Genomic DNA, 24,544 nt, shown 5'->3' on the forward strand with positions numbered 1-24,544 from the left:
AAGCAGCTCGACACCGTCAAGCCCGAAGACCTCGGCGTCGATGTGGCCCCGCGCCTGAAGACCCTCAAGGTCGAAGAGCCCGCCAAGCGCGGCGCGGGCGTCAAAGTGGCCGACGTGGCCGCTCTGGTGGACAAACTCAAAAACGAAGCCAAAGTGATCTGAGGAACCGAACATGACCACCCTCGTTATTGCCGAACACGACAACGCCAGTATTAAAGGCGCCACCCTCAACACCGTCACGGCGGCCGCAGCCATCGGCGGTGATGTCCACGTGCTGGTCGCAGGCCACAACGCCGGTGCTGCCGCAGCCGCAGCCGCGCACATCGCCGGTGTGGCCAAAGTGCTGCACGCCGACGGCGCCGCCCTGGCCCACGGCCTGGCCGAAAACATGGCCGCGCAAGTGCTGGCCATCGCATCCAACTACAGCCACATCCTGTTTGCCGCCACCGCAGCCGGTAAAAACGTCGCCCCGCGCGTCGCCGCCCTGCTGGACGTCGCGCAGATCAGCGAAATCAGCAAAGTCGTGAGCGCCGACACCTTCGAGCGCCCCATCTACGCCGGCAACGCCATCGCCACCGTGCAAAGCCAGGACGCCACCAAAGTCATCACCGTGCGCTCTACGGGGTTTGACGCTGCAGCCAGCGCCGGACAAGCGCCAGCAGCTATCGAAAGCGTAGCGGCAGTGGCCGACGCCGGACAAAGCAGCTTCCAGGGCAGCGAAATCGCCAAGAGCGACCGGCCCGAACTCACCGCGGCCAAGATCATCGTCTCGGGTGGCCGGGCACTGGGCAGCAAAGAGAAGTTCGACGAAGTCATGACCCCGCTGGCCGACAAGCTGGGCGCCGCACTGGGCGCCAGCCGCGCTGCGGTCGATGCAGGCTACGCCCCCAACGACTGGCAAGTGGGCCAGACAGGCAAGATCGTGGCGCCGCAGCTGTACGTGGCCGCGGGCATCTCGGGCGCCATCCAGCATTTGGCAGGCATGAAAGACAGCAAGGTCATCGTGGCGATCAACAAAGACCCCGAGGCGCCCATCTTCAGCGTGGCTGACTATGGGCTGGAGGCCGATCTGTTTACGGCCGTGCCGGAGCTGGTCAAGGCGCTGTAAACCACAGCGCAAAGCAAAAAGGGGCGTTGTGCCCCTTTTTCTTGTCTGAAAAAGCAGGCGCCCCGGCCTGCCCGAACAAAGGAAAACGCCATGACACGCTTGTCCCTATGGGGTCGATTTTTGTTGGCCACTGTGGTGTGTGCTGCCGGTGCGGTAGCGCACGCCAGCCCGTGGGTGGTAGGGCAGGTGGCGCCCCTGAGCGGGCCCTATGCCACGCAGGCACGGGCCTATGCGCAGGGCATGCGCCTGTACTTTGACGAGGTCAACAAGGCCGGTGGCATACAGGGCGAGCAGATCACGCTGGTCACGCAAGACGACCGGGGGCAGCCCGAAGAAACCGTGCGTGCCACGCGCGAGATGCTGGCCCAGTCCAAACCCGTGGTGTTGGCGGGCTACTTTGGCGACCGCAACTTGTTGGCCCTGGCCGACAGTGGCCTGCTGGCGCAGACGCAGACCAGTCTGGTGGGCTACCGCAGCGTGGACCCGCGCGTGCTCCAGGTGCCGCAGCTGTTCAATGCGCGTGCCAATACCCAGGACGAGATGGCCAAAATCGCCACCCACCTGGCTACCGTGGGCATCACCAAACTCGGGCTCTTTTATGAAGACGGCCCCGGTGCTGCCTCGGTGGTGAAGCTGGTTGAGGAGGCCATCAAGCCCGCAGGCGCCCGCCTGGCCGGGCACGCCATGCTGCAAGCCCAAGGAGGGGCACGCACCGCCGATGCCGTGGCCACCTTGATCAACGCGCAGCCCCAGGCCATTTTGATCATTGCCTCCAGCCCGGCGGCCGCCGGTTTTATCGAGCACTACCGCATGTCCGGGGGCACGGCGCAGATCTATACCAATTCCGATGCCGACATTGAGCAGCTCATCAAGCGCCTGTCGGTAGAGCACATGAGCGGCATCTCCATTGCCCAGGTAGTGCCCAGCCCCTACCGCGTCTCGGGCCGCTTGAACAAGCAGTTTCGGGATGTGGTGGCCACCCGTGGCGACAAGCTCGACACCCCCGTCAGCTACGCCATGATGGAAGGCTACGTCAACGCCCGCGTGATTGCCGAGGCCCTGCGCCGCGCACCCAAAATCACCCCTGACCAAATTGCCCCGGCACTGCGCAGCATCGATTCCGTCGATCTGGGCGGTTACTGGGTTTCCTTCAAGCCGCGATCCAACCAGGGGTCGCGGTTTGTGGAGTTGTCCATCGTCAATGCAGCTGGCCGCGTCAGCCACTGAAGAAAAGTCTTATTTCACAGGGAGTTCACCCATGAGTTACATCGCACCCGTCAAAGACATGCTGTTTGCCATTGAGCACTTGGCCCAGATTGAGCAAGTCGCGCAAATCCCCGGTTTTGAAGATGCCAACCTCGATACCGCACAGGCCGTGCTGGAAGAGTGCGCCAAGTTCAACGAGGGTGTGGTTGCCCCGCTGAACTGGGAGAGCGACAAGAACCCGTCGAGCTTCCAGGCCGGTGTGGTCACCACTGCAGCGGGCTTCAAGGACGCATTCCGCCAATACGCCGAGGGCGGCTGGCAAGGCTTGCAGCACCCGGCAGATTTTGGCGGCCAGGGCCTGCCCAAAACCATTGGTGCTGCCTGCATTGAAATGTCCAACAGCGCCAGCCTGAGCTTTGCGCTGTGCCCGCTGCTGACCGATGGCGCCATCGAGGCGCTGCTCACCGCAGGCAGCGATGCGCTCAAGGCCACGTACCTGGAAAAGCTCGTCAGTGGCCAGTGGACGGGCACCATGAACCTGACCGAGCCCCAGGCCGGTTCTGATCTGGCTCTGGTGCGCACCCGTGCCGAGCCCCAGCCCGATGGCACCTACAAGGTCTTCGGCACCAAGATTTTCATCACCTACGGTGAGCACGACATGGCCGAGAACATCGTCCATCTGGTGCTGGCCCGCGTGCAGGGCGCGCCCGAGGGCGTCAAGGGCATCAGCCTGTTTGTGGTGCCCAAGTTCTTGGTCAATGCCGATGGCACGCTGGGCGCGCGCAACGACGCGCACTGCGTCAGCATCGAGCACAAGCTGGGCATCAAGGCCAGCCCCACGGCAGTGCTGCAATTTGGCGACCACGGCGGCGCCGTGGGCTACCTGGTGGGCGAAGAAAACCGGGGCCTGGAGTACATGTTCATCATGATGAACGCTGCGCGCTACGCCGTGGGCGTGCAGGGCATCGCCATTGCTGAACGCGCCTACCAACAGGCCGTGCAATACGCCCGTGACCGCGTGCAAAGCCGCCCGGTCGATGGCAGCGTGGCGGGCAGCGCCGCCATCATCCACCACCCCGATGTGCGCCGCATGCTCATGACCATGCGCGCCTACACCGAGGGCTGCCGCGCCATGGCCACCACCGCCGCTGCGGCCTACGATGCGGCCCACCACCACCCCGATGCGCAGGTGCGCAAGGACAACGCCACCTTCTATGAGTTCATGGTGCCGCTGGTCAAGGGCTACAGCACCGAAATGAGCCTGGAAGTGACCAGCCTGGGCGTGCAAGTGCATGGCGGCATGGGCTTTATCGAAGAAACCGGCGCTGCCCAGCACTACCGCGACGCCAAAATTCTGACGATTTACGAAGGCACCACCGCCATCCAGGCCAACGACCTGGTGGGCCGCAAAACTGCCCGCGACGGTGGTCAGTCGGCCCGCGCCATCGCCGCGCAAATCGAGAAGACCGAAGGCGAACTGACCGCCAGCGCCACCCCCGCCGCCCTGGCCGTGGCCAAGCGCTTGCAGGCCGCGCGCCAGGCGTTTCTGGACGTGGTCGGCTTTGTGGCGGGCAGCGCCAAGGCCGACCCCAACGCCGTCTACGCTGGCAGCGTGCCCTACCTCATGCTCACCGGCAACCTGGTGGCAGGCTGGCAAATGGCCCGTGCGCTGCTGGTGGCGCAGGAGCTGTTGCACAAGGGACAGGACGAAGCCTTCATGCGCGCCAAAATCGCCACGGCCCAGTTCTACGCCGAACACATCCTGGTCAAGACCGGCAGCCTGCGCGACAGCATCGTCGAAGGCGCCGCCAGCGTGACGGCCTTGGCACTGGACGCGTTCTGAGCCCCAGACCAGCCGCCCTGGTCGGCTGAATTTCGCTACTGAAATGAGAGCTGCTCGCGCTTGCCAGGCAAGCCCTGCAGCTCTTTTTTATATCTAAAACTTGTTGGAGACACGCCATGTCACGTTTACCCCCCGTTTTGCAGAAACTGACCTTTCCGGTGATCGGCTCGCCGCTGTTCATCATCAGCAACCCGCAACTGGTGATTGCGCAATGCAAGGCGGGCATCGTCGGCTCCATGCCCGCGCTCAATGCCCGCCCGGCCGCGCAGCTGGACGACTGGCTGGCAGAAATCACGGAAACCCTGGCCGCCCACGACCGTGCCCACCCCGAGCAGCCTGCGGCGCCCTTTGCCATCAACCAGATCGTGCATAAAAGCAACGACCGGCTGGAGCAAGACATGGCCGTTTGCGCCAAATACCATGTGCCTATCGTCATCACCAGCCTGGGCGCACGCGAAGACGTGAACCAGGCTGTGCACGGCTGGGGCGGCGTGGTGCTGCACGACATCATCAACAACAAGTTTGCGCACAAGGCCATTGAAAAAGGGGCGGATGGCCTGATTGCCGTGGCCGCAGGCGCCGGTGGCCACGCGGGCGTGAAAAGCCCGTTTGCGCTGATCCAGGAAATCCGCCAGTGGTTTGACGGCCCCGTCGCCCTGAGCGGCTCCATCGCCAGCGGCGGCGCCGTGCTGGCCGCGCAGGCCATGGGGGCCGACTTTGCCTACATCGGCTCAGCCTTCATCGCCACCCACGAAGCGCGCGCCAGCGAGGCCTACAAGCAGGCCATCGTGGACAGCAACTCCGACGACATCATCTACAGCAACCTGTTCACCGGCGTACACGGCAACTACCTGGCCAGCTCCATCCGTGCTGCTGGCCTGGACCCTGAGAACCTGCCCGCATCCGACCCCAGCAAAATGAGTTTTGGCAGCGACCGCACCAAAGCCTGGAAAGACATCTGGGGCTGCGGCCAGGGCATTGGCACCATCGATGCCGTCACCTCCACGGCAGAGTTGGTGGCACGCCTGCGCCGCGAGTACCAGGCCGCCCGCGAGCGCCTGCAATTGGTTTAAAAATCTCCGCGTCCGGGCACACGCGCCAGCACCCGCAAATCGGGCCCTACGCGCTCGGCGCTGGTGAATTCCAGTGCCTGTGCCTGGGCCAGCTCGCTCAAGGGGCCGATGTTGGCCATGCCCAGGCCGGGCCCCAGCAGCTTGGGCGCCAAATACACCAGCAGCTCATCGACCAGCCCCTCGCGCAGCAAAGAGCCGTTGAGCTGGTGGCCCGCTTCTACGTGCAGCTCGTTGATGCCGCGCCGCCCCAGGTCGATCAGCATGGCGTGCAAATCCACCTTGCCTTGCGGATTGGGCAACTGCACTACCGCTGCGCCGCGCGCCTGCAGGGCGGCTTTGCGCGCGGCAAATTCAGCATCCAAAGTGCCTCCAGCGTAGATGGTGCAAGCGCGACCAGCTATAAAAAGTGCAGCATCTGGCGGCGTTTGCAGGCGGCTATCGATCACCACCACCTGCGGCTGGCGCGGCGTGGCCACCTCGCGCACATCCAGGCGCGGGTTGTCGCTCCGCACCGTGCCAAAGCCGGTGAGCACGGCGCAGGCGCGGGCGCGCCAGGCGTGGCCATCGGCGCGCGCGCTGGCAGAGGTAATCCACTGGCTGGCCCCGTTGGCCAGCGCCGTAGTGCCATCCAGCGACGCTGCCACCTTGAGCCGTACCCACGGCGTGCCGCGCACCATGCGGCTGAAAAAACCGATGTTGAGTTCGCGCGCTTGGTCTGCGCCCGGCCCCACCTCTACTGCCACGCCCGCTGCGCGCAGCCGGGCAAAGCCCTGGCCACCGACCAGCGGATTGGGGTCGGCAATCGAGCCCACCACACGGCCTATGCCTGCGGCAATCAGTGCATCGCAGCACGGGCCTGTGCGGCCCTGGTGGGCGCAGGGCTCCAGCGTGACGTAGGCGGTGGCGCCGCGCACATCGTGCCCGGCGGCCTGCGCATCGCGCAGCGCCATCACTTCGGCGTGCGGGCCGCCCGCCTGCTGCGTAAAGCCTTGGCCCAGCACACGCCCGTCGGGCGTCGCAATGACGCAGCCCACGCGCGGGTTGGGGTTGGAAAGAAAAAGCGCCTGGGCCGCCAGCCCAAGCGCTTGAGAGATGAAGTGCGCTGTTGTTGTCATAGCGCACGCGATGGTAGCGCAGCGGGTTATTTGTTCCAGCAATCGGGGTTGTAGCCTGTATCCGTGGACACTTTTCCCGCAGCGCCGCGAACCCCCGTGTTGGACAGCGTGTAGGTGCCGCACTTGTCATTTTGTTGCGGGCCAGTTTTGGGCGCAGCTGTCAGAGTGAAGGCCGCGTTGGTATTGCCGTTCTGGAAGCCGATGGTGTAGCGCTTGGTGGTGTCATTGGCCCACGTGAATGTGGCGGGCAACGTGGTCGGATAGACACCCGTGGCCGTGGATGCCCGCTCCAGCCACTGCTGCGCTTGCAACAGCCCCGTGCGCGCATCGGCACGGTGACCGCGCGCGATGTACTCGGTGTAGCTAGGGTAGGCAATGGCCGACAAGATGCCGACGATGGCCACCACGATCATGAGTTCGATGAGGGTGAAACCTTTTTGTCGCATGGTGATAGTGGTGTTCATGGTTGCTGTCATATCTCCCGCCCGTTATTGGATTTGGCGCCAGCTGGGGCGCAAGGATTCTTCCGGCATGCGAGCGAGTTTTTCTTTGTTGTTCTTGGCGTCAATATCGACGTTTTCATCTTTGCCTGTACTGATGATGGTGTGGGGGCCTTTGGCCACTTTTTTGCGCGAGATGCCGATGTACTTGCCCCCGACAGAGACTCCATCGCCTTCCGCCATGTTGAATTTGCCGTCACCATTTTTGTCCACAAGTGCCACTGTAGGCGCCTTGCCGTCCATGATGTTGACAAAGGTGCGGTATTGGCGCTCTTCGTCCACCGAGGTGGCGTCACAGCTCTCCACGTTGCCGCTGACGGTCGAGCCCTTGGCAGGCACTTGAGACCACACAGTCAGCAGGTTGCTGGCATCGTAGAACTCCATGCCTTTGAGCAGGCGTTCGCCCGCAGCGGGCATATCCAGGTACCAGCCGTTGAGGCTACCCCAAGTCTCGGGCTTTAGTTCGTTCGAACTGTCTGCGGGTTTGATGGCACCGTAGTCGCCGTTATTGACTTCTACGAATTCTTGCTTGGCAAGTTTGGCGGCGACTGTGCCAGCACCAAGAGGCGCTGGTGTAGGCACGCAGTTGGTGCCATCGGGACAGGAACCGCCGCCTGGGTGTACCTCCAGGCGCTTGCCGGCGCCGGTGCCGACCTCACGGTAACGTGTGTTATCCAGTACCGAGTACAAGGTTTGCACGCTTCTCTTGTTAGGGTCTCGGGTATCTACGTTGCGACCCGTACCAAATGCAACCATCATGCCGCCTACACGCACGGTTTTGGCGCTGGCACCGCTGCCTGCGGTTCTTGTGCGGTCATTGGCGCGCACGGTGGGGGGGGCACTGATGGGCTGGATTTGATCGCGCAATGTAGAGGTTGGTGCTTCCGGGCCGCTAGCCGTGAACAGGGGGCTGCCACCAAAGGCGACTTTCCAGTCGCTGGCGCTGGCGCTGGTCAGATCAAATTTCCACAAATTACCCAGGTTGTCTCCGGCATAGACCACGTCAGCGCGGCTGTCGCCATTCAGATCGACCACACGCGGTGCGGACAAACCGTTGTCGGCGGCCAGCCCCGTGCCAGGGGTCGGTGGCGCAGCCACGGTGCCTGCCGTGGGAATGCGCACCAGCTTTTTGTCACCGTCCAGGTATTGGATGAGCAGCACTGGACGTTGGTTGGTGCTGTTGTAGCCATTGCCCATCACTACGGCCCAGCGGTTGTTGTTAAGCCGCGTGATTTGTGTACTGCGCATAGAGTCGTTGTCATCGCGCACCGGCTTGGTGGTGATGTAGCCAATGTCCTTGTCTTCGTCTACCGCTTGCAGGCAGGCTGTTTTTTCGGCTCCTGCTGCTATGGCGCCGCAGTTGGGTGCAGGTTCGGTGGGGCCGCGGGTGCGATCAAGCTTGACCAGTTGTGCAGCGTTGGCCTCGGTAAAGCCGGGCGTTCCGGTGGACAGTGCGGTGTTGGTGGGGTTGGTAACGTCCAGTACAAAGTAACCCTTGCCGCCCAGGCCCAGTGTACCGACCAGCAAGGTGCGCCAGTCGGGGATGTAGTCGTCGTAGCCTTCGGACTTGGGGTCTTGCAGGCCACCATTCATGTCCACGTCGCCGGTCATGGGCGAGCCATCGACAGAATACTTGTGCTTGCTGTTGTATTCCGGGGCGGTCAGCAACGTCAGATTGGGGATCGCGCCCCGGGGTACGTAAGCGATTTTTTCTTGGCCATCAACGGCAGCAAAGCCATGCAGCATGCCGTCGTTGCCGCCCACGTAGAGCATGCCGGGGCGCGATTTGTTGCTGCGCACAAAAGCTGCATACCCTTTGAGCAGTGAGTTGCCCGCAGGCGCGCCTGTGTACCACACGTCAGAGTTGATGATGTCGCCCTGGCGGCTTTGGCGTTGGCGATAGGGTTTTGCGGTGGTGTAGCCGGTGGACTCCGAACCCTCTAGGCTACGTTCGCCCCGGATGTAGTCGAGCCGTTGCTGGCCTTTGGTGGCTCCTTCGTCAGAACCACTGGCATTTTTCTGTAGTGAGAGCTTTTGGGCCGTGCTGAGGTTGCTTTCGTCAGCAGCCCATTTGAAAGGTACGCCACCTTTGTATTTGGAGCTTTCCCACTTGTCGCTCCAGCTCAGTACCAGTCGATTGGCAACGCTGATAGCGTCTAGCTTGTCTGCGGTAGTTTGCCCTCCCCAGCCAGAATCGGGTGCAGTGGTGCCATCGGACTTGACCCGATCAGCGGTGACAGAGCCTTTCCATCCCTTGAGTGGTTCGTAATAAGCGGTGTATTTACCTACATCACTGCGCGATACGTTGGAGCCACTGGTGGCACTGGCGCTCAGGTCGGGATCTACATCTGTACTGATGGTTTTGACAATTTGGCGAAAGGCTTCTTTCAGATCTTCGCCTTTCTCCACGGCATAGAACTGGCCCCGGCCATTGATGGCAGCGTGCCACATATCTTCTGCAGGCTGTTTGATGGAATACCACTGTGCCCGGCCAGCAGCGTAGTCAGCAAAACTGCCGTCATAGCCATAGGGCATGTTGCTGGAAGGCTTGATCAGTTTGCCGCTATTGCCATTGTTGGTCGTTGCTTCCGTGTTGTTGGCTGCTGTCGGGCCGTCCAAGTAATAAAAAAGGCCGGTCGTACTGCCCCAGTCGTTATTGGCCCCCGTGGTGCCATCTCGCCAGTACTTTCCGATGTTCCCGGCGGTCTGGCTGGCTGTCCCCATGGGCCTGTATTGCGTCGAGGGAAGCGAATCAGTGCTGAAGCCTATGGTGAAAGTCACCATGTGCGCCCAATTGGCAGGGTTGTAGCGTGGGTTCCAGTATTTTTCGAGGGTGGCCGTTTTGCCTGTTTTCGGATTTTTGAAAGTTTCGGTGGCACTTGCCTTGTCGTATTCGGGTGGAGGGGCGACTTCGCCGTCCAAAGCATCCTTGCTCTGCAGGCGCGTGGCCCAGCTTTTGAAAGTCCAGTCCGATAGCGTGCTGATTACCCCGCCACGGCGTGATCCGTTGCTTTGGATGTCGGTGCATTGGTTCACCCATTTGGGCTTGGACGATGAGCCAATATCGCCTAGTTTGAAGGTGCGGCAGGGCCTGTAACCTTCGTGCCAACTGCTGTAGGTCAGGTAGTCAATGTCGCGGTAGATCCAGGTGTTTGGGTTGTCTCGGCTGTAGGGTGTGCCGTCGGGCAGGGAGAAGCCAGGATAGTCTTTGGGGTCTTCTTGGGGGTCAATGCCCAACGGATCGGGGAGCTGATTCGTACCAAACTTGGCTGGTGTGGCTGCCCGCTTGCCGTAGGCCTTGAAGGTTTTGGAGTCCTGGTTGTCGAAGTTGATGGGGTCGGTGTTGATGTCTTCTTTGGGGTCATCCCAGTTGGTCGACTCGCTGTAGGGTGAGGATGAATTGAAGTAGGTTCCACCAGGGCCGTAGTAGTCGCCGTTCCAGCCGCCGTCGGTCAGCAGAATGTGGTAGTTGCGGCGACAACCCAGGGGCTTGCCTTTTTCTCCATTGAGAGTCTCTCCTGGCTTGCTGGCCCAGGGGCCGTTCTGGTGCAGGGGCGCGCGCATGTATTCATCGGCACGCTTGACCATCCGGTGGGTGGGGGTAGAACTACAGGTGTTGTAGTTTTGCGCGTATTTGAGGAAGTTGGTGCGGTGGCTGCTATCGAGCAAGCGCATCGTATTGGCTGCGGTGGTCGCTGCGGTAGTAGTGCCCAACGTCTTAAAACTCAGCCCGTCGACTGAGGTGCAGTTTCCCAGTGATTGCCAAGCCAGACGAACCTTTTCGTCTGGCAGCAGGTCTTTGTCGCTGAACACGACCTGCAGGGCCTCCTGTAGCACCTGGACACGGGTCTTGGTGTACACGTTGCTGTACTTGTTGTATGGCTTGCTCGGATCTTGCAGAACCATATCCTTCTCATCCATGCTGGTCGAGTCGTCCAGAGACAGGATGATGTTAGGTGCCACATACGGTAGTACCGTGCCCGGCGGGGCTGTTGCCAAATCCAGCGCCCATGTACTGTGCGGTGCCAGCGCTGCACCAGCGGCCAGGGCGAGCAGGGTTTTGCGAAAGCGGGGTGGGGTATGGCGGGGCATAGCTGCTCCTTCAATGAAGTTATTTTATTGATCAAAAGTGGCTCTAGTGCTTGCAAAATAAGCGCTATAAGCTATTGTTTTGATAGTGAATTAGTCTTTGCGTACCTGGCGGGCGTAGGTTTGTTGCAGCACGGCCATGGTGTTGCCTTTGCGGCCATAAGCCAGTGCAGTAATGCGGTACACCACGTTGGGCTTGAGGTTCAAGTTCAGCAAACTGTTGGTAGGAGTGCCAGCGCCACCGACGATCAGGCCAGAGTTTTTGCTGCTTTCGTCGTAGTGCATCACTTCAATCCAGTACCACCCACCGCGGTCGTTGGCGCTGCGGTCGGCCAGAATAGGGTTAGCCTGCTTGCTGCTGCTGCCCTGAGCGGCGCCGCTGAACTGACCATACCGAGCTCCCACATTGGGCACGGTCATGCTGCTGAGGGCGATTTCGCCAGCCAGCAGTCCGGTGTTGTCTTTTTTGTTCCAGAAGTCTTGTCGTCCTGCGCGTTTGGTACACAGACCGTAGCTGCACTTGGTAGTTTCTTGGTCCAGTGCCGCCAATAGGGGCGTGACGTCTTGGGTTTCCAGTGGGATCTTGGGGGCTGCGCTGATTTTGTCGCGGCAGTTGGTGGCAGTGCAGACACTGCCATCGGCGTTTTCACCCCGGATATCCAGTTCGGCATCTTGCAGCAGGGCCTGGGCAGCTTCAAAGGCGCGTTGGTAGTCTGCATCGTTGCCGACCAGCATTTCGTTGAATAGCGAAGTGCGCGACGCCCACAGCGCCAGCAGCATAGAGAGCATGACAAACACAATGACGACAAACAGCGCCACGCCGCGCTGGCGCGGTCGCCGCTGGTGGGGGAAGTGCCTGCTTTGCATGGTGGCTTTTCTCATCAAGGTTTAGAGCACCGAGCCAATCAGCCCTTGGCTGCGCAGCTGGAAGGTATTGCGAAAGGCGATGTGCATGCGTTTGTTGCGCGCACCAGTGAGGGTATTCATGCTGACGGCTGTGCCATCGCAGTCGGTGTAGGTGCCTTGTTTGGGGTTGTCTTGGGTGGGGGAAGGTATGTCCATCGCCTCGTTGCCATACAACACCAGGCACACTTCTACTGCTTGCACCTGGGCCCAGTTGGTCACGCCACTGGCATCTACAGATTTGATGGTGCTGTTGCCCGGTGTAGTGGTGTTGTCTTGCAGCAGATAACGCACCTGGAAGTTGGCGACGTTGCCGACGATGGGCTGGATGTTGCCGTTGCCGTTGCAGCGCAGTTCCCGCTTGGCTGGATCACTGGCGGGGGTATAGAGCACGAATTCGCTCAATATCAGTGCGCTAGTTCCCTGGCCGCCCAAGCAGTTGCGCTGAAGCGACTCGGCAGACGCACTGGTGAAAACTGGTTCTGTGTAATTGCGGTAGCCCACCGAAAGGGCGTATTCCCCATCGCTGGGCTCTTTCTTCCCTTTCAGGGTGTGATCTTTGATGGAAAAGGATGCGCTGGTATCAACGGGGTCTGTGTAATCGGTTTCAAATGCTGCGGCGATCAGATAGGTGGATTCTGTGGTGGTGGTGCCTGGGTCTAGGTTAAGTCGCAGCGAGCCTGCCTGGCGCAGTTGCAGGCCGATTACGCGCATGGCGTAGGCGGCCTGTTGCTGGATGGTGCTGGCATCGCTTACTGTGCCTGAGATACCACGCGAGACCATGAGCGCCCCCATGGCCACGGCAACAGTGAGCAGACCGATGGTGATGCCCACCATCAACTCAATCAGCGTTACACCACGTTGGGCGTGTGGATGCATCGACTTGTTTTTCGGCTGTTTTTGTCCTGCAAGCTTTGCGGGATAAGCGCCGGCAGCTATGTTTTTTGAGAGCATGTCAAGACCCTGGGCAGTAGTACATGGTGACGCCACCGGGAGCGTAAGGCGCACAGCGTGACGCAACAGGGATGTATTGCAGGTGGCAGGTGTGGTCGTCGGGGCATGCGAGGGTTGCGCCATCACTCAGGGTTCCGTCGGCAGCGCGCACTTTGGTGGCATCAATGTTGTCTTTGAAGGTCTTTTTCTCTGCGCTGTCTGTGATCGCACGTTCGTTTTCACGCCAAGCGACCATCACGCCCAGCTGGCGCCCCAGACCGGCGGCCAGACCACTCTCAGCTGGGGGAATAAAGATGCTGGCCTTGCCGAGTGGCAAGTTGTCCTGGACGGTCTTTTTCCAGACGGCCACGTCATAAGCGGCCAGTTGCGCCGCACTACAACCGTTGGCGCAGTTGGGCGTGGAGGGGGTTGTATCAAATCCAGTGACATAGGCATTGAGGTTGGACAACGCATTGGGGTTGACTTTCATGCGTTCACCCAGGTCTTCAATCAGCCGGATGGCCTGCGCGCGGCGCACAGCAGTCTGTGTGTCGGTCAGGGTGCGCATTTGTACGCCCAAGATGCCCAAGATGCCCAATGCCATGACGACGATGGCCACCAGAGATTCAATCAGGGTGATGCCGCGCTGCGGCTGTAGGAGTGTGTATTGCATGGGATTTAATCGCTGCATGGAATGTCGGCTGGATCGCTGCTGATCCGGATCCGCCCGCCCGAACTCATGCACAAACCGCGTGCGGCGGGGTGCGAGGTGCTTTGGTTTGCGGGAACGATCGAGAATCCGAAAGGAGCATTTGCTCTACCCCAGCGGTCAAAACGTATGAATGCGCTATTTGCAGAGCGAGTGACTTCTAGGTTTGCCGGGATAGCGAAGCGTTGCAGCACTTCTTCACCAGTGTTTTGTGTGCCATTGTTATTGGTGTCCACAAATACGAACCAGCCACAGTCCCAATTGGATGCGCCAGATGCCAGCGTGCAGCCGTTGGCGCCTGTGGCCTCTTTGCGGATGACGACGTTACCGCCGCGTTTGATCGCTTCGGAACGTGCCAAATACAGCGCCGATTGCAGACTTTCTACGCTGTCACGCACGCGCCAGCGCTCAAGCAAGGGCGTGAAACTGGGGCCTGCCAACGCCGCCAGCACGGCCACGATGGCCGCGACGACCAGGACTTCAATGAGAGTAAAGCCGCGTTGCACTCGTTGCGCAGGCGTAAAAGTCGATGCATACATGGCGTCCATGTTACGCAGCCAGAACGTGGTGCGTCGCCGTAGCGGGACAAGCGGCCGTGGTGTGCGGATCAGCGGCAGCTGTCTGGCGCAGGCAGTCTAGCGGCGGGTGTATCCCAGGCAAGCGCCTGCATCGGGGCGGCCTTTGCACTCGCGGTACAGGCGCCGGTCGCGCTGACTTGTACTCTCTTCCGAAGAGCTCCCAAAATATTTGACGCGCACACTGCCTTTCTTCGCACTGGTGGTTTGGTTGTTGCTGGCGCTGTCTTTTTTCTTGCGTGCGGCGTGGGCATCTACAGGTGTGGCCAGCAGACCCATGGCCAGGCAGGCGCACAGCAGTGTGTTTGGAAGTGCGTGGCGGCGCCAGATCCTGTGCGCTGTGGTGGTTGTCTGGGGGGCTGTGGTACGCATGGTGGTGTGGCTTTCTGGCGGTGCCGTTCGGGTGTGACCGGGTGGGGTGGGGTAGGTGCATCGTGCCATGCCAGAACCAGCTGTGGCATGCGGGTATGCGCGCGGTGGAATATTGCGAAAGCAGGTTTCGGGATTGGGTACTGCGCGACAGGGGCCTCAAAAAAGAGCAGTCGCTATAATCGACAGGTTTTGCATGGTGCAAGACGCACGCCGGTAGCCCTTCCAGTTTCTGGCGCAAGTAAAACCCGCGCTGGCTGCCCGTTTATGGGGTGGCAAGCCGCATTACAGGAAATTTCCAAATGATCGCATCCTCCATCAAGGCCGAAGTCGTCAAGGCCAACGCCCGTGCTGCCAACGATACCGGTAGCCCTGAAGTGCAAGTGGCCCTGCTGACGGCCCGCATCAACGAACTGATGCCCCACTTCAAAACCCACGCCAAAGACCACCACGGTCGCCGTGGCCTGCTGCGCATGGTGAGCCGTCGCCGCAAGCTGCTGGACTACCTCAAGGCCAAGAATGCTGAGCGTTACACCGCTTTGATCGCCAAGCTGGGTCTGCGCAAGTAAGCGCTGTCGCATGCAAAAACGCCTGGGTTAGCACGCTAGCTCAGGCGTTTTTTACTTTGCCAGTGTCCAAGATCAGAGCGAAGCTGTGTCATTCCACTGAACTTCCGCGTGCGGTTTCAATGGAATGGCATCGTGTTCTGAATAGGCCTCTGGCGCCCGCTGGTACTGCGTTACCAGCTATCTAATCAGGAGCAAAAATGAGCATTTTTAACAAAGTCACCAAGTCTTTCCAATGGGGCGACAAGACCGTCATCATGGAAACCGGCGAAGTCGCCCGCCAGGCCTCTGGTGCCGTTGTGGTCAACATTGACGATACCGTGGTGCTGGCCACGGTGGTGGCCTCCAAAGGTGCCAAGCCCGGCCAGGACTTCTTCCCGCTGACGGTGGATTACATCGAGAAGACCTATGCCGCTGGCAAGATTCCCGGCAGCTTCTTCAAGCGCGAAGCCAAGCCCAGCGAGCACGAAACCCTGACCAGCCGCCTGATCGACCGTCCGATCCGCCCGCTGTTCCCCGAAGGCTTCTTCAACGAAGTGCATGTGGTCATCCACACGCTGTCGCTGAACCCTGAAGTGGATGCAGACATTGCAGCACTGATTGCCTCCAGCGCTGCGCTGGCCATTTCCGGCATTCCGTTCAGCGGCCCCATCGGCGCCGCGCGCGTGGGCTATGTCAATGGTGAGTACGTGCTCAACCCCGGCCAGACGCTGCGCAAGAGCAGCCAGATGGATCTGGTGGTGGCCGGTACCGAAGCTGCCGTGCTGATGGTCGAGTCCGAAGCGCAGCAACTGCCCGAAGACGTTATGTTGGGCGCTGTGGTGTTTGGCCATGAGCAGGGCAAGATTGCCATCAATGCCATCCATGAGCTGGTGCGTGACGCCGGCAAGCCGGTGTGGGACTGGAGCGCCCCGCCCAAAGACGAGGCCCTGATTGCCAAAGTCACGCAATTTGCCGAAGAAAAACTGCGCGCCGCTTACCAGATTCGCAACAAGCAGGCCCGCACCCACGCTTGCCGCGAGGCATACGCCGTGGTCATGGCTGACCTGAAGGAAGCTGGTGTGGAGTTCGATGCCGTCAAGGTTGAAGGCATGTTGTTTGACATCGAAGCACGCATCGTGCGCAGCCAGATTCTGGCCGGTGAGCCCCGCATTGATGGCCGCGACACACGCACGGTGCGTCCCATTGAAATCCGCAGCAGTGTGCTGCCGCGTGCCCACGGCTCGTCGCTGTTCACCCGTGGCGAAACCCAGGCGCTGGCCGTGACCACGCTGGGCACCGAGCGCGATGCCCAGCGCATCGACGCCTTGATGGGCGAATACGAAGACCGCTTCATGCTGCACTACAACATGCCTCCCTTTGCCACCGGCGAAGTCGGTCGCATGGGCAGCACCAAGCGCCGTGAAATCGGCCATGGCCGCCTGGCCAAGCGCGCACTGACCGCGGTGCTGCCGAGCAAGGAAGAATTCCCCTACACCATTCGCGTGGTGTCGGAGATCACCGAATCCAACGGCTCCTCGTCGATGGCATCGGTGTGCGGCGGCTGCCTGTCGATGATGGATGCGGGCGTGCCCATGAAGGCGCACGTGGCTGGTATTGCCATGGGCCTGATCAAGGAAGACAACCGTTTTGCCGTGCTGACCGACATCCTGGGCGATGAAGATCACCTGGGCGACATGGACTTCAAGGTGGCTGGCACTACCGCCGGTATCACGGCGTTGCAAATGGACATCAAAATCCAGGGCATCACCAAGGAAATCATGCAAGTCGCCCTGGCCCAGGCCAAAGAAGCGCGCATGCACATCCTGGGCAAGATGCAAGAAGCCATGGGCGAGGCCAATACCGAAGTCTCCAGCTTCGCGCCCAAGCTCTACACCATGAAGATCAACCCCGAGAAGATCCGCGACGTGATCGGCAAGGGTGGTTCGGTGATCCGTGCATTGACCGAAGAGACCGGTTGCCAGATCAACATCGACGAAGACGGCACCATCACCATCGCCTCGACCGACACGGCCAAGGCCGATGAAGCCAAGCGCCGCATCGCGCAAATCACGGCTGAGGTGGAAATCGGCAAGGTGTATGAAGGCCCAGTCACCAAGATTCTGGACTTTGGCGCGCTGATTAATCTGCTGCCTGGCAAGGACGGCCTGCTGCACATCAGCCAGATCGCCCACGAGCGCGTCGAGCGCGTGAGCGACTACCTGACCGAAGGCCAGATCGTCAAGGTCAAGGTCATGGAAACTGACGAAAAAGGCCGCATCAAGCTGTCCATGAAAGCGCTGGCCGAGCGCCCCCAGGGCGGTGACCGCCCTGAGCGTGGCGAGCGCCAAGAGCGTGCTGAGCGCCAGGAACGCCGTGAGCCCGCCGCAGCGCGTGACAACGAGCAGCAGCCAGCACAGCAGCCTGCCCAGGACGCGCCAGGCCAAGTCAGCGGCTAACGTCAATTTGCTATTGATATGAGAGCTTCTAGCGCCCACCAGTCGGGCGCTAGAGGCCAAAATCATTCAAATTAACGGAGCGCCTTCAGAGCATGCTTGCTGTAGAAATTTCATCGTTTGGCGAACCTGGCGTTCTGCGTCTGGGTGAGCGTCCTGTGCCGGTGGCCGGTGCGGGGGAGTTGCTGATCCGCGTGAGCGCCAGCGGCATCAACCGGCCTGATGTGCTGCAACGCAAGGGCCACTATGCGCCGCCGCCGGGCACCTCTGACCTGCCGGGTCTGGAGGTGGCGGGGGTGATTGAGGGGGGCGATGAGTCCGCCATGGCCCAGGCCGGTCTGCGCGTGGGCGATCGCGTGTGCGCGCTGGTGGCTGGTGGTGGCTACGCCCAGTGGTGCGTGGCGCCCGTGGTGCAGTGCCTGCCCGTGCCCGCCGGATTCAGCGACGTAGAGGCTGCCTCTTTGCCCGAAACCTTCTTCACGGTGTGGAGCAATGTGTTCGAGCGTGGCCGTTTGCAGCCGGGGGAGGTTTTGCTGGTGCAAGGCGGAAGCAGCGGCATCGGCGTGACTGCCATCCAGCTGGGCCGGGCGCTGGGCGCTACCGTCATCGTGACAGCGGGCAGCGATGACAAATGTGCGGCCTGTCTGGCGCTGGGCGCCCACCATGCCATCAACTACCGCACGCAAGATTTTGTCGCTGAGGTGCAACGCATCACGGCGGGCAAAGGCGTGGATGTGGTGCTGGACATGGTGGCGGGCAGCTACGTGGCCCGCGAGGTGCAGTGTCTGGCAGAAGATGGCCGTCTGGTGATCATCGCCGTCCAAGGTGGTGTACAGAGCACGTTCGATGCGGGGCTGGTTTTGCGACGGCGCCTGACCATTACCGGTTCCACGTTGCGGCCCCGGCCCGTGGCCTTCAAGGGCGCGATTGCGCAGGCCTTGCGCGAGCGGGTGTGGCCTTTGCTGGCCGCCGGTGCCGTGCGCCCAGTGATCCACCGCACCTTTGCCGCTGCCGATGCGGCACAGGCGCACGCTTTGATGGAGTCCAGTCAGCACACTGGCAAGATTGTTTTGACGTGGTAAGCATGAACAAAAAACTGATCGCAGGCAATTGGAAAATGAACGGCAGCTTGGCTGCCAACGACGCCTTGGTGCGTGCGCTGGTGGCAGGGCTGGCAGGGCAGGGTGGTTGTGACGTGGCTGTGGCCGTGCCCGCGCCCTACTTGGCGCAGGTGCAGTCCCTGGTTGCGGGCTCGGCCCTGGCGCTGGCGGCGCAGGATGTGTCTGCGCACGAGGCAGGTGCTTACACGGGGGAAGTGTCGGCCTTGATGTTGCGCGACTTCGCGGTGCGCTACGCCTTGGTTGGGCACTCGGAGCGGCGTCAATACCATGCCGAGTCGGATGCCTGCGTGGCGCTGAAGGCACAGCGTGCGCTGGCCGCTGGCATTACACCCATTGTGTGTGTCGGTGAAACGCTGGCCGAACGCGAAGCGGGAGAAACCGAAGCCGTGGTGCGTCGCCAGCTGGCAGCGGTCATCCATGTCAATGGCCATTGCATCAGTGAAGTGGTGGTGGCGTACGAGCCCGTGTGGGCCATCGGCACAGGCAAAACTGCCACGCCAGAGCAGGCGCAGCAGGTGCATGCCGTGCTGCGTGCGCAGTTGGCAGCGGCCAGCGACAAGGCGGCACGCATTCGACTGCTGTACGGCGGCAGCATGAATGCGGGCAATGCGCAGCAGCTGCTGGCCCAACCCGACATTGATGGCGGGCTGGTCGGGGGCGCCTCGCTCAAGCCCGCAGACTTCTTGCAAATTATCGCTGCAGCCCAATAAGGATAAGCGCTAGGCGCTATCAAATCAGGAGTTATCGAAGAATGAATTTACTTGTGAACGTGATTTTGGCAGCACAGATTTTGACCGCTTTGGGCATGATCGGTTTGATTCTGATCCAGCATGGCAAAGGTGCTGACATGGGGGCGGCTTTTGGCAGTGGCAGTTCGGGCAGTCTGTTTGGCGCCAGCGGAAGCGCCAACTTCCTGTCGCGCACTACTGCAGTGCTGGCGGCCGTGTTTTTTGTCTGTACGCTGGCGTTGGCCTATTTTGGTAGCACCCGTCCGCAAAGCACAGGCAGTGTGTTGGAGACAGTGGCGCCCGTGGTGGTGCCAGACGCTGGTTCGGCTGCGGCTATTCCGGGCAATGTGGCGCCAGCTGCGGTTCCTGCCTCTGGTGCCGCAGAGATTCCCGCCAAATAAACCTGCGCAATCATTTTTTGACAATGTATCAAGGTATAATCGCGGACTGTCTGGAAAGCAAAAAAGTTCCTCAAGCCATCCAGGCAACGCGATAGCCGTCGTGGTGAAATTGGTAGACACGCTATCTTGAGGGGGTAGTGGCGAAAGCTGTGCGAGTTCGAGTCTCGCCGACGGCACCAAACAAAAAAACAAGCTCATGCCCATGTGCCATTTTCTGGTCATGGTGCATGCAGTTACAGCGGTGAGCACATCCACAAGATGAACCTCGATCAATATCTCCCCGTTCTATTGTTCATCTTGGTAGGCATAGCGGTCGGTGTCGTGCCGCTGGCGCTGGGATATATCTTGGGGCCCAACAGGCCCGATCCCCAAAAAAATTCCCCTTATGAATGCGGCTTCGAAGCTTTCGAAGATGCCCGCATGAAGTTCGATGTGCGCTACTACCTGGTTGCCATCCTCTTTATTCTTTTTGATCTTGAAATCGCCTTCCTGATTCCCTGGGCTGTGTCGCTGCAGGAGGTTGGGGTGACTGGTTTTGTCGCTGTGATTATCTTTCTGGCTGTTCTGGTTGTGGGTTTTGCCTACGAGTGGAAAAAAGGCGCGCTGGATTGGGAATGATCAGGTTTGAGCGGGGATTGACACAATGATTGAAGGCGTGATGAAAGAAGGCTTCGTCACCACGAGTTACGACTCTGTGGTGAATTGGGCCAAAACCGGCTCTTTGTGGCCCATGACCTTTGGTCTGGCGTGCTGTGCTGTGGAAATGATGCACGCAGCAGCTGCACGTTATGACATCGGTCGATTTGGTGCCGAGGTCTTTCGTGCTAGTCCACGTCAGTCTGATTTGATGATTGTTGCGGGAACCTTGTGCAACAAGATGGCGCCCGCTTTGCGCAAGGTGTATGACCAGATGTCGGAGCCGCGCTGGGTTTTGTCCATGGGGTCGTGCGCCAATGGCGGTGGTTATTACCACTACAGCTATTCAGTCGTGCGCGGTTGTGATCGTATTGTGCCTGTGGATGTGTATGTGCCTGGTTGCCCTCCAACGGCTGAGGCGCTGATCTACGGCATTATCCAGTTGCAGCAAAAAATACGTCGCACCAATACCATTGCGCGCGCTTGAGGTGGTGTCATGACAAACGTAGCTATCAGCCCTGAAAATCTCAAAAATGCCATTGCCCAAGCCTTGGGTGAGAAAGTGCGCGCAGTCAAGGTGGCTTTGGATGAGGTAACTATTGAAGTTGCTGCAAAGCATTATCTGGAAGCCATGCGCATTTTGCGTGAGGCGCCAGGTTGCCGTTTTGAACAGCTGATTGATTTGTGTGGAGTAGATTATTCTGCCTACAAAGATCGTGAGCAAGAAGGGTTGCGTTACTGTGTGGTTTCGCACTTGCTTTCTGTGAGTTTGAATCAGCGTTTGCGCGTCAAAGTATTTTGTCCGGATGATGATTTTCCAGTTGTTGCGTCGCTGACCACTTTGTGGGAAGGCGCTGGCTGGTTTGAGCGCGAGGCCTTTGATTTGTTTGGCATCGTATTTGATGGTCACGGCGATCTGCGTCGCATTTTGACGGACTACGGTTTCATTGGGCATCCTTTCCGTAAAGACTTTCCGTTGTCCGGCAATGTTGAAATGCGTTACGACGCTGACCAGCGTCGTGTGATTTATGAGCCGGTAACGATTGAGCCGCGTGAAGTCACGCCACGCATCATCCGTGAAGATAAATACGGAGGCCTGCACTAAGGCGCTTTGTGCCTTCTCTGGTGAAACATGGCTGAAATCAAAAATTATTCTCTGAACTTTGGTCCCCAGCATCCGGCTGCGCACGGTGTGCTGCGCTTGGTGTTGGAGCTTGATGGTGAGGTGGTTCAGCGTGCTGATCCGCACATTGGTCTGTTGCACCGTGCCACCGAAAAATTGGCTGAACACAAGACCTTTATCCAATCGCTTCCTTATATGGATCGGTTGGATTACGTGTCGATGATGTGCAATGAGCATGCCTATTGCCTGGCAATCGAGAAGTTGCTGGGCATTGAGGTTCCGGTTCGCGCGCAGTACATCCGTGTGATGTTTGCTGAAATCACTCGTCTGCTGAATCACTTGATGTGGCTTGGTTCGCACGGGAACGACTGCGGCAGCTCCACCATCTTGATCTACACTTTCCGTGAGCGTGAAGATCTGTTTGACATGTATGAGGCAGTGTCTGGCGCACGCATGCATGCTGCTTACTTCCGTCCAGGCGGCGTGTATCGCGACCTGCCTGACAGCATGCCCCAGTACAAGGCAAGCAAGGTGCGCAATGCCAAATCGTTGGAAGAGCGCAATCAGAACCGTAAGGGTTCTTTGCTTGATTTTATTGATGATTTCACACAGCGCTTTCCAGCTTGTGTGGATGAGTATGAAACCTTGTTGACAGAAAACCGTATCTGGAAGCAGCGTACGGTGGGTATTGGTGTGGTTCAGCCTGAACGCGCCATCAATCTGGGTATGACAGGCCCTATGTTGCGTGGCTCTGGTATTGCCTGGGATTTGCGCAAGGCGCAGCCCTATGATGTTTATGATCGCCTCGATTTTGATATCCCTGTGGGCGAAACCGGCGATTGCTATGACCGCTATTTGGTACGCGTTCAGGAAATGCGCCAGTCCAATCGCATCATCAAGCAATGCGTAGATTGGTTGCGTGCCAATCCTGGTCCTGTTATTACCGATAACCATAAGGTTGCGCCACCCAGCCGTGAATCCATGAAGTCGAACATGGAGGAGTTGATCCACCACTTCAAGTTGTTCACGGAAGGATTTCATGTGCCAGAAGGTGAAGCTTACGCTGCGGTAGAGCATCCCAAAGGCGAGTTTGGCATTTATCTGGTAAGCGATGGTGCCAATAAGCCCTATCGTTTGAAAATTCGAGCGCCTGGTTTTGTGCATTTGTCGGCATTAGATGAAATGTCGCGTGGTCATATGTTGGCAGACGTTGTTGCCATTATTGGCACGATGGATATCGTGTTCGGAGAAATTGACCGATGATTTCTGAAGCGACCAAGGCGCGTTTTGCGCGGGAAGTGGCCAAATACCCAGCCGAGCAAAAGCAATCGGCTGTTATGGCTTGTCTGGCCATTGTTCAGCAAGAGCAAGGCCATGTCAGTGAAGCCAGTGAGGCAGTGATTGCCGAGTATCTCGGTATGCCCCAAATTGCTGTCCATGAGGTCACTACCTTCTACAACATGTACAACCAGCAAGCAGTAGGAAAATACAAGCTGGCTGTGTGTACCAATTTGCCATGTCTTTTGCGCGATGGGGCTAAGGCATTGGAGCATCTTGAGCAAAAACTCGGTGTTTCCATGGGGCAAACCACTGCTGATGGATTATTTACCTTACAACAGTGTGAATGCCTCGGCGCTTGCGCCGATGCGCCGGTAATGTTGGTGAATGATCGGAATATGTGCAGTTTTATGGGTCATGAAAAGCTCGATCAGCTGGTCGATGCTTTGCGTGCAGCGGAGGAAAAGAAATGAGCAGTTCTGCCCAAATCCTCGCCCAATTCCAATCGGCCGGAATAGAAACCTGTTTTCATGGTCGGCATATTGACCCACAAATCTATGCCGATCTGAATGGTTCTAACTGGACTCTGAAAGATTACGAAGCGCGTGGTGGTTACCAAGCTTTGCGCTCTATATTGGGAAAAGATGGCGGCGAAGGGCTGACCCAAGACCAAGTGATTGCCAGTGTCAAGGAGTCTGGCTTGCGCGGTCGTGGCGGTGCCGGCTTCCCCACGGGACTGAAGTGGAGCTTTATGCCCCGTCAGTTTCCAGGTCAAAAGTATTTGGTCTGCAATTCCGACGAAGGTGAGCCGGGGACTTGCAAAGACCGCGACATTTTGATGTTCAACCCCCATATCGTGATCGAGGGGATGATCATTGCCGCTTATGCCATGGGTATTTCAGTGGGTTATAACTATATCCACGGTGAAATCTTCCAAGTTTATGAGCGTTTTGAAGCTGCCTTGGAAGAGGCGCGCGCTGCCGGTTACTTGGGTGATTCTATTTTAGGCAGTGCCTTCAGTTTCCAACTGCATGCCCACCATGGCTTTGGTGCCTACATTTGTGGAGAAGAAACTGCACTGCTGGAATCTCTGGAAGGTAAAAAAGGCCAGCCGCGCTTCAAGCCGCCTTTTCCTGCTAGTTTTGGGTTGTATGGCAAACCCACCACGATCAACAATACCGAAACTTTTGCTGCGGTTCCCTGGATTATTCGCAACGGTGGGGCTGCCTACTTGGCATGTGGTAAGCCGAATAACGGTGGTACAAAAATTTATTCCGTCAGTGGGGATGTGGAGAGGCCTGGCAACTACGAAGTTCCCATGGGAACTCCTTTCGCCAAGTTGCTGGAGCTGGCTGGTGGTGTCCGTACAGGGCGTCAGCTCAAAGCAGTCATCCCCGGTGGCTCCTCGTCGCCTGTTCTGCCTGCATCCATCATCATGGAATGCACCATGGACTACGATTCGATTGCCAAGGCTGGTTCCATGCTGGGTTCGGGTGCCGTGATCGTCATGGATGACAGCCGTTGCATGGTGGAGTCGCTCAAGCGTCTGTCTTATTTTTATATGCATGAGTCTTGTGGCCAGTGCACACCATGTCGTGAAGGTACTGGTTGGCTTTGGCGTCTGGTGGATCGAATTCACCGCGGTGAAGGGCGTCCGCAAGATATGGATGTGCTGGACTCTGTGGCCAGCAATATCATGGGCCGAACCATCTGTGCTTTGGGTGATGCTGCAGCCATGCCCGTGCGAGCCATGATCAAGCATTTCAGGCCTGAGTTTGAGGCGCTGATCCAGAAGAATGTTTCCCAGGCCGTGGCCTCTGCCTGATCGTGAGA

Annotated in this window: 23 protein-coding genes, 1 tRNA gene and 1 pseudogene; 17 read left to right on the forward strand and 8 right to left on the reverse strand. The window is 59.1% G+C overall.

Going from position 1 to position 24,544, the window contains the following annotated elements; translation table 11 throughout:
* From EV674_RS01260 to EV674_RS01280, 5 genes and pseudogenes are all read left to right on the forward strand, one after another.
* A pseudogene (locus EV674_RS01260) lies at nucleotides 1-162 on the forward strand (electron transfer flavoprotein subunit beta/FixA family protein); the annotation flags it as partial.
* A gap of 10 nt (nucleotides 163-172) precedes the next feature.
* Entirely contained in the window at nucleotides 173-1,108 is a 936-nt protein-coding gene (locus EV674_RS01265) for an electron transfer flavoprotein subunit alpha/FixB family protein (protein WP_132750337.1), read from the forward strand.
* A 90-nt stretch (nucleotides 1,109-1,198) separates the two neighbouring features.
* Nucleotides 1,199-2,335 (forward strand): ABC transporter substrate-binding protein, encoded by a 1,137-nt coding sequence (locus EV674_RS01270; protein WP_119011736.1) that lies wholly within the window; start codon nucleotides 1,199-1,201, stop codon nucleotides 2,333-2,335.
* Between the two features lie 31 nt (nucleotides 2,336-2,366).
* A complete protein-coding gene (locus EV674_RS01275) occupies nucleotides 2,367-4,157 on the forward strand; it encodes an acyl-CoA dehydrogenase (RefSeq protein WP_119011737.1) in 1,791 nt (596 codons plus the stop codon).
* Nucleotides 4,158-4,273: 116 nt separating this feature from the next.
* Entirely contained in the window at nucleotides 4,274-5,230 is a 957-nt protein-coding gene (locus tag EV674_RS01280; protein WP_119011738.1) for an NAD(P)H-dependent flavin oxidoreductase, read from the forward strand.
* Here the strand turns inward: EV674_RS01280 and ribD are convergent.
* From ribD to EV674_RS17645, 8 genes are all read right to left on the reverse strand, one after another.
* Nucleotides 5,227-6,345, reverse strand: a complete 1,119-nt coding sequence (gene ribD / locus EV674_RS01285; protein ID WP_119011739.1) for a bifunctional diaminohydroxyphosphoribosylaminopyrimidine deaminase/5-amino-6-(5-phosphoribosylamino)uracil reductase RibD — start codon at nucleotides 6,343-6,345, stop codon at nucleotides 5,227-5,229. The genes EV674_RS01280 and ribD overlap by 4 nt on opposite strands.
* A gap of 26 nt (nucleotides 6,346-6,371) precedes the next feature.
* The gene (locus EV674_RS01290) at nucleotides 6,372-6,809 is read right to left on the reverse strand and encodes a type IV pilin protein (RefSeq protein ID WP_119011740.1); all 438 of its coding nucleotides are present in this window, start codon (nucleotides 6,807-6,809) and stop codon (nucleotides 6,372-6,374) included.
* A gap of 24 nt (nucleotides 6,810-6,833) precedes the next feature.
* A complete protein-coding gene (locus EV674_RS01295) occupies nucleotides 6,834-10,937 on the reverse strand; it encodes a pilus assembly protein (RefSeq protein ID WP_241524844.1) in 4,104 nt (1,367 codons plus the stop codon).
* A gap of 90 nt (nucleotides 10,938-11,027) precedes the next feature.
* Nucleotides 11,028-11,801 carry a pilus assembly PilX family protein gene (locus tag EV674_RS01300; RefSeq protein WP_119011741.1) on the reverse strand — a complete coding sequence of 258 codons (774 nt, stop codon included), beginning with the start codon at nucleotides 11,799-11,801 and terminating at the stop codon, nucleotides 11,028-11,030.
* Between the two features lie 21 nt (nucleotides 11,802-11,822).
* Nucleotides 11,823-12,716, reverse strand: coding sequence for a PilW family protein (locus EV674_RS01305; RefSeq protein WP_119011742.1), 894 nt, complete (start codon nucleotides 12,714-12,716; stop codon nucleotides 11,823-11,825).
* 76 nt (nucleotides 12,717-12,792) lie between these two features.
* Nucleotides 12,793-13,443, reverse strand: a complete 651-nt coding sequence (pilV, locus tag EV674_RS01310; RefSeq protein ID WP_119011743.1) for a type IV pilus modification protein PilV — start codon at nucleotides 13,441-13,443, stop codon at nucleotides 12,793-12,795.
* Nucleotides 13,444-13,448: 5 nt separating this feature from the next.
* Complete coding sequence (locus EV674_RS01315) at nucleotides 13,449-14,027, reverse strand: GspH/FimT family pseudopilin (RefSeq protein ID WP_119011744.1); 579 nt, start codon at nucleotides 14,025-14,027, stop codon at nucleotides 13,449-13,451.
* An 87-nt stretch (nucleotides 14,028-14,114) separates the two neighbouring features.
* Nucleotides 14,115-14,333 carry a hypothetical protein gene (locus EV674_RS17645; protein WP_241524851.1) on the reverse strand — a complete coding sequence of 73 codons (219 nt, stop codon included), beginning with the start codon at nucleotides 14,331-14,333 and terminating at the stop codon, nucleotides 14,115-14,117.
* Nucleotides 14,334-14,725: 392 nt separating this feature from the next.
* Between EV674_RS17645 and rpsO the strand changes: the two genes are divergently transcribed.
* The 12 genes from rpsO (at nucleotide 14,726) to nuoF (ending at nucleotide 24,536) form a co-directional block, all read left to right on the forward strand.
* Entirely contained in the window at nucleotides 14,726-14,992 is a 267-nt protein-coding gene (gene rpsO, locus EV674_RS01325; RefSeq protein ID WP_119011745.1) for a 30S ribosomal protein S15, read from the forward strand.
* A 197-nt stretch (nucleotides 14,993-15,189) separates the two neighbouring features.
* Entirely contained in the window at nucleotides 15,190-17,427 is a 2,238-nt protein-coding gene (pnp, locus tag EV674_RS01330) for a polyribonucleotide nucleotidyltransferase (RefSeq protein WP_119011746.1), read from the forward strand.
* A gap of 92 nt (nucleotides 17,428-17,519) precedes the next feature.
* Complete coding sequence (locus EV674_RS01335) at nucleotides 17,520-18,506, forward strand: NAD(P)H-quinone oxidoreductase (RefSeq protein WP_119011747.1); 987 nt, start codon at nucleotides 17,520-17,522, stop codon at nucleotides 18,504-18,506.
* Between the two features lie 2 nt (nucleotides 18,507-18,508).
* Nucleotides 18,509-19,255, forward strand: a complete 747-nt coding sequence (tpiA, locus tag EV674_RS01340; protein ID WP_119011748.1) for a triose-phosphate isomerase — start codon at nucleotides 18,509-18,511, stop codon at nucleotides 19,253-19,255.
* Nucleotides 19,256-19,296: 41 nt separating this feature from the next.
* Entirely contained in the window at nucleotides 19,297-19,674 is a 378-nt protein-coding gene (gene secG / locus EV674_RS01345) for a preprotein translocase subunit SecG (RefSeq protein WP_119011749.1), read from the forward strand.
* 94 nt (nucleotides 19,675-19,768) lie between these two features.
* Nucleotides 19,769-19,853: transfer RNA gene (locus tag EV674_RS01350), tRNA-Leu, on the forward strand.
* A 79-nt stretch (nucleotides 19,854-19,932) separates the two neighbouring features.
* Nucleotides 19,933-20,292, forward strand: a complete 360-nt coding sequence (locus EV674_RS01355; protein WP_119011750.1) for an NADH-quinone oxidoreductase subunit A — start codon at nucleotides 19,933-19,935, stop codon at nucleotides 20,290-20,292.
* Between the two features lie 25 nt (nucleotides 20,293-20,317).
* The gene (locus EV674_RS01360) at nucleotides 20,318-20,797 is read left to right on the forward strand and encodes a NuoB/complex I 20 kDa subunit family protein (protein WP_119011751.1); all 480 of its coding nucleotides are present in this window, start codon (nucleotides 20,318-20,320) and stop codon (nucleotides 20,795-20,797) included.
* A 9-nt stretch (nucleotides 20,798-20,806) separates the two neighbouring features.
* A complete protein-coding gene (locus EV674_RS01365; protein ID WP_119011752.1) occupies nucleotides 20,807-21,415 on the forward strand; it encodes an NADH-quinone oxidoreductase subunit C in 609 nt (202 codons plus the stop codon).
* A gap of 27 nt (nucleotides 21,416-21,442) precedes the next feature.
* Nucleotides 21,443-22,696: an NADH-quinone oxidoreductase subunit D gene (locus tag EV674_RS01370; RefSeq protein WP_119011753.1), complete on the forward strand. Its 1,254-nt coding sequence runs from the start codon at nucleotides 21,443-21,445 to the stop codon at nucleotides 22,694-22,696.
* Complete coding sequence (nuoE, locus tag EV674_RS01375) at nucleotides 22,693-23,184, forward strand: NADH-quinone oxidoreductase subunit NuoE (RefSeq protein WP_119011754.1); 492 nt, start codon at nucleotides 22,693-22,695, stop codon at nucleotides 23,182-23,184. The genes EV674_RS01370 and nuoE overlap by 4 nt, the downstream gene beginning before the upstream one ends.
* On the forward strand, nucleotides 23,181-24,536 hold the full coding sequence (gene nuoF, locus EV674_RS01380; RefSeq protein ID WP_119011755.1) for an NADH-quinone oxidoreductase subunit NuoF: 1,356 nt from the start codon (nucleotides 23,181-23,183) through the stop codon (nucleotides 24,534-24,536). The genes nuoE and nuoF overlap by 4 nt, the downstream gene beginning before the upstream one ends.
* Nucleotides 24,537-24,544 lie beyond the last annotated feature (8 nt).

It is taken from the genome of Simplicispira metamorpha (assembly GCF_004341365.1).
Taxonomy (GTDB): domain Bacteria; phylum Pseudomonadota; class Gammaproteobacteria; order Burkholderiales; family Burkholderiaceae_C; genus Simplicispira; species Simplicispira metamorpha.

Bases quoted from the DNA above. Each gene is read 5' to 3' on its own strand.
- EV674_RS01280 (WP_119011738.1), top strand. From the start codon at position 4,274: ATGTCACGTTTACCCCCCGTTTTGCAGAAACTGACCTTTCCGGTGATC.
- secG (WP_119011749.1), top strand. From the start codon at position 19,297: ATGAATTTACTTGTGAACGTGATTTTGGCAGCACAGATTTTGACCGCT.
- EV674_RS01360 (WP_119011751.1), top strand. From the start codon at position 20,318: ATGATTGAAGGCGTGATGAAAGAAGGCTTCGTCACCACGAGTTACGAC.
- nuoE (WP_119011754.1), top strand. From the start codon at position 22,693: ATGATTTCTGAAGCGACCAAGGCGCGTTTTGCGCGGGAAGTGGCCAAA.
- EV674_RS01365 (WP_119011752.1), top strand. From the start codon at position 20,807: ATGACAAACGTAGCTATCAGCCCTGAAAATCTCAAAAATGCCATTGCC.
- EV674_RS01305 (WP_119011742.1), bottom strand. From the start codon at position 12,716: ATGCATCCACACGCCCAACGTGGTGTAACGCTGATTGAGTTGATGGTG.
- EV674_RS01370 (WP_119011753.1), top strand. From the start codon at position 21,443: ATGGCTGAAATCAAAAATTATTCTCTGAACTTTGGTCCCCAGCATCCG.
- EV674_RS01270 (WP_119011736.1), top strand. From the start codon at position 1,199: ATGACACGCTTGTCCCTATGGGGTCGATTTTTGTTGGCCACTGTGGTG.
- EV674_RS01355 (WP_119011750.1), top strand. From the start codon at position 19,933: ATGAACCTCGATCAATATCTCCCCGTTCTATTGTTCATCTTGGTAGGC.
- tpiA (WP_119011748.1), top strand. From the start codon at position 18,509: ATGAACAAAAAACTGATCGCAGGCAATTGGAAAATGAACGGCAGCTTG.
- EV674_RS01290 (WP_119011740.1), bottom strand. From the start codon at position 6,809: ATGAACACCACTATCACCATGCGACAAAAAGGTTTCACCCTCATCGAA.
- nuoF (WP_119011755.1), top strand. From the start codon at position 23,181: ATGAGCAGTTCTGCCCAAATCCTCGCCCAATTCCAATCGGCCGGAATA.
- rpsO (WP_119011745.1), top strand. From the start codon at position 14,726: ATGATCGCATCCTCCATCAAGGCCGAAGTCGTCAAGGCCAACGCCCGT.
- pilV (WP_119011743.1), bottom strand. From the start codon at position 13,443: ATGCAATACACACTCCTACAGCCGCAGCGCGGCATCACCCTGATTGAA.
- EV674_RS01335 (WP_119011747.1), top strand. From the start codon at position 17,520: ATGCTTGCTGTAGAAATTTCATCGTTTGGCGAACCTGGCGTTCTGCGT.
- EV674_RS01315 (WP_119011744.1), bottom strand. From the start codon at position 14,027: ATGGACGCCATGTATGCATCGACTTTTACGCCTGCGCAACGAGTGCAA.
- ribD (WP_119011739.1), bottom strand. From the start codon at position 6,345: ATGACAACAACAGCGCACTTCATCTCTCAAGCGCTTGGGCTGGCGGCC.
- EV674_RS17645 (WP_241524851.1), bottom strand. From the start codon at position 14,333: ATGGGTCTGCTGGCCACACCTGTAGATGCCCACGCCGCACGCAAGAAA.
- EV674_RS01265 (WP_132750337.1), top strand. From the start codon at position 173: ATGACCACCCTCGTTATTGCCGAACACGACAACGCCAGTATTAAAGGC.
- EV674_RS01295 (WP_241524844.1), bottom strand. From the start codon at position 10,937: ATGCCCCGCCATACCCCACCCCGCTTTCGCAAAACCCTGCTCGCCCTG.
- EV674_RS01275 (WP_119011737.1), top strand. From the start codon at position 2,367: ATGAGTTACATCGCACCCGTCAAAGACATGCTGTTTGCCATTGAGCAC.
- EV674_RS01300 (WP_119011741.1), bottom strand. From the start codon at position 11,801: ATGCAAAGCAGGCACTTCCCCCACCAGCGGCGACCGCGCCAGCGCGGC.
- pnp (WP_119011746.1), top strand. From the start codon at position 15,190: ATGAGCATTTTTAACAAAGTCACCAAGTCTTTCCAATGGGGCGACAAG.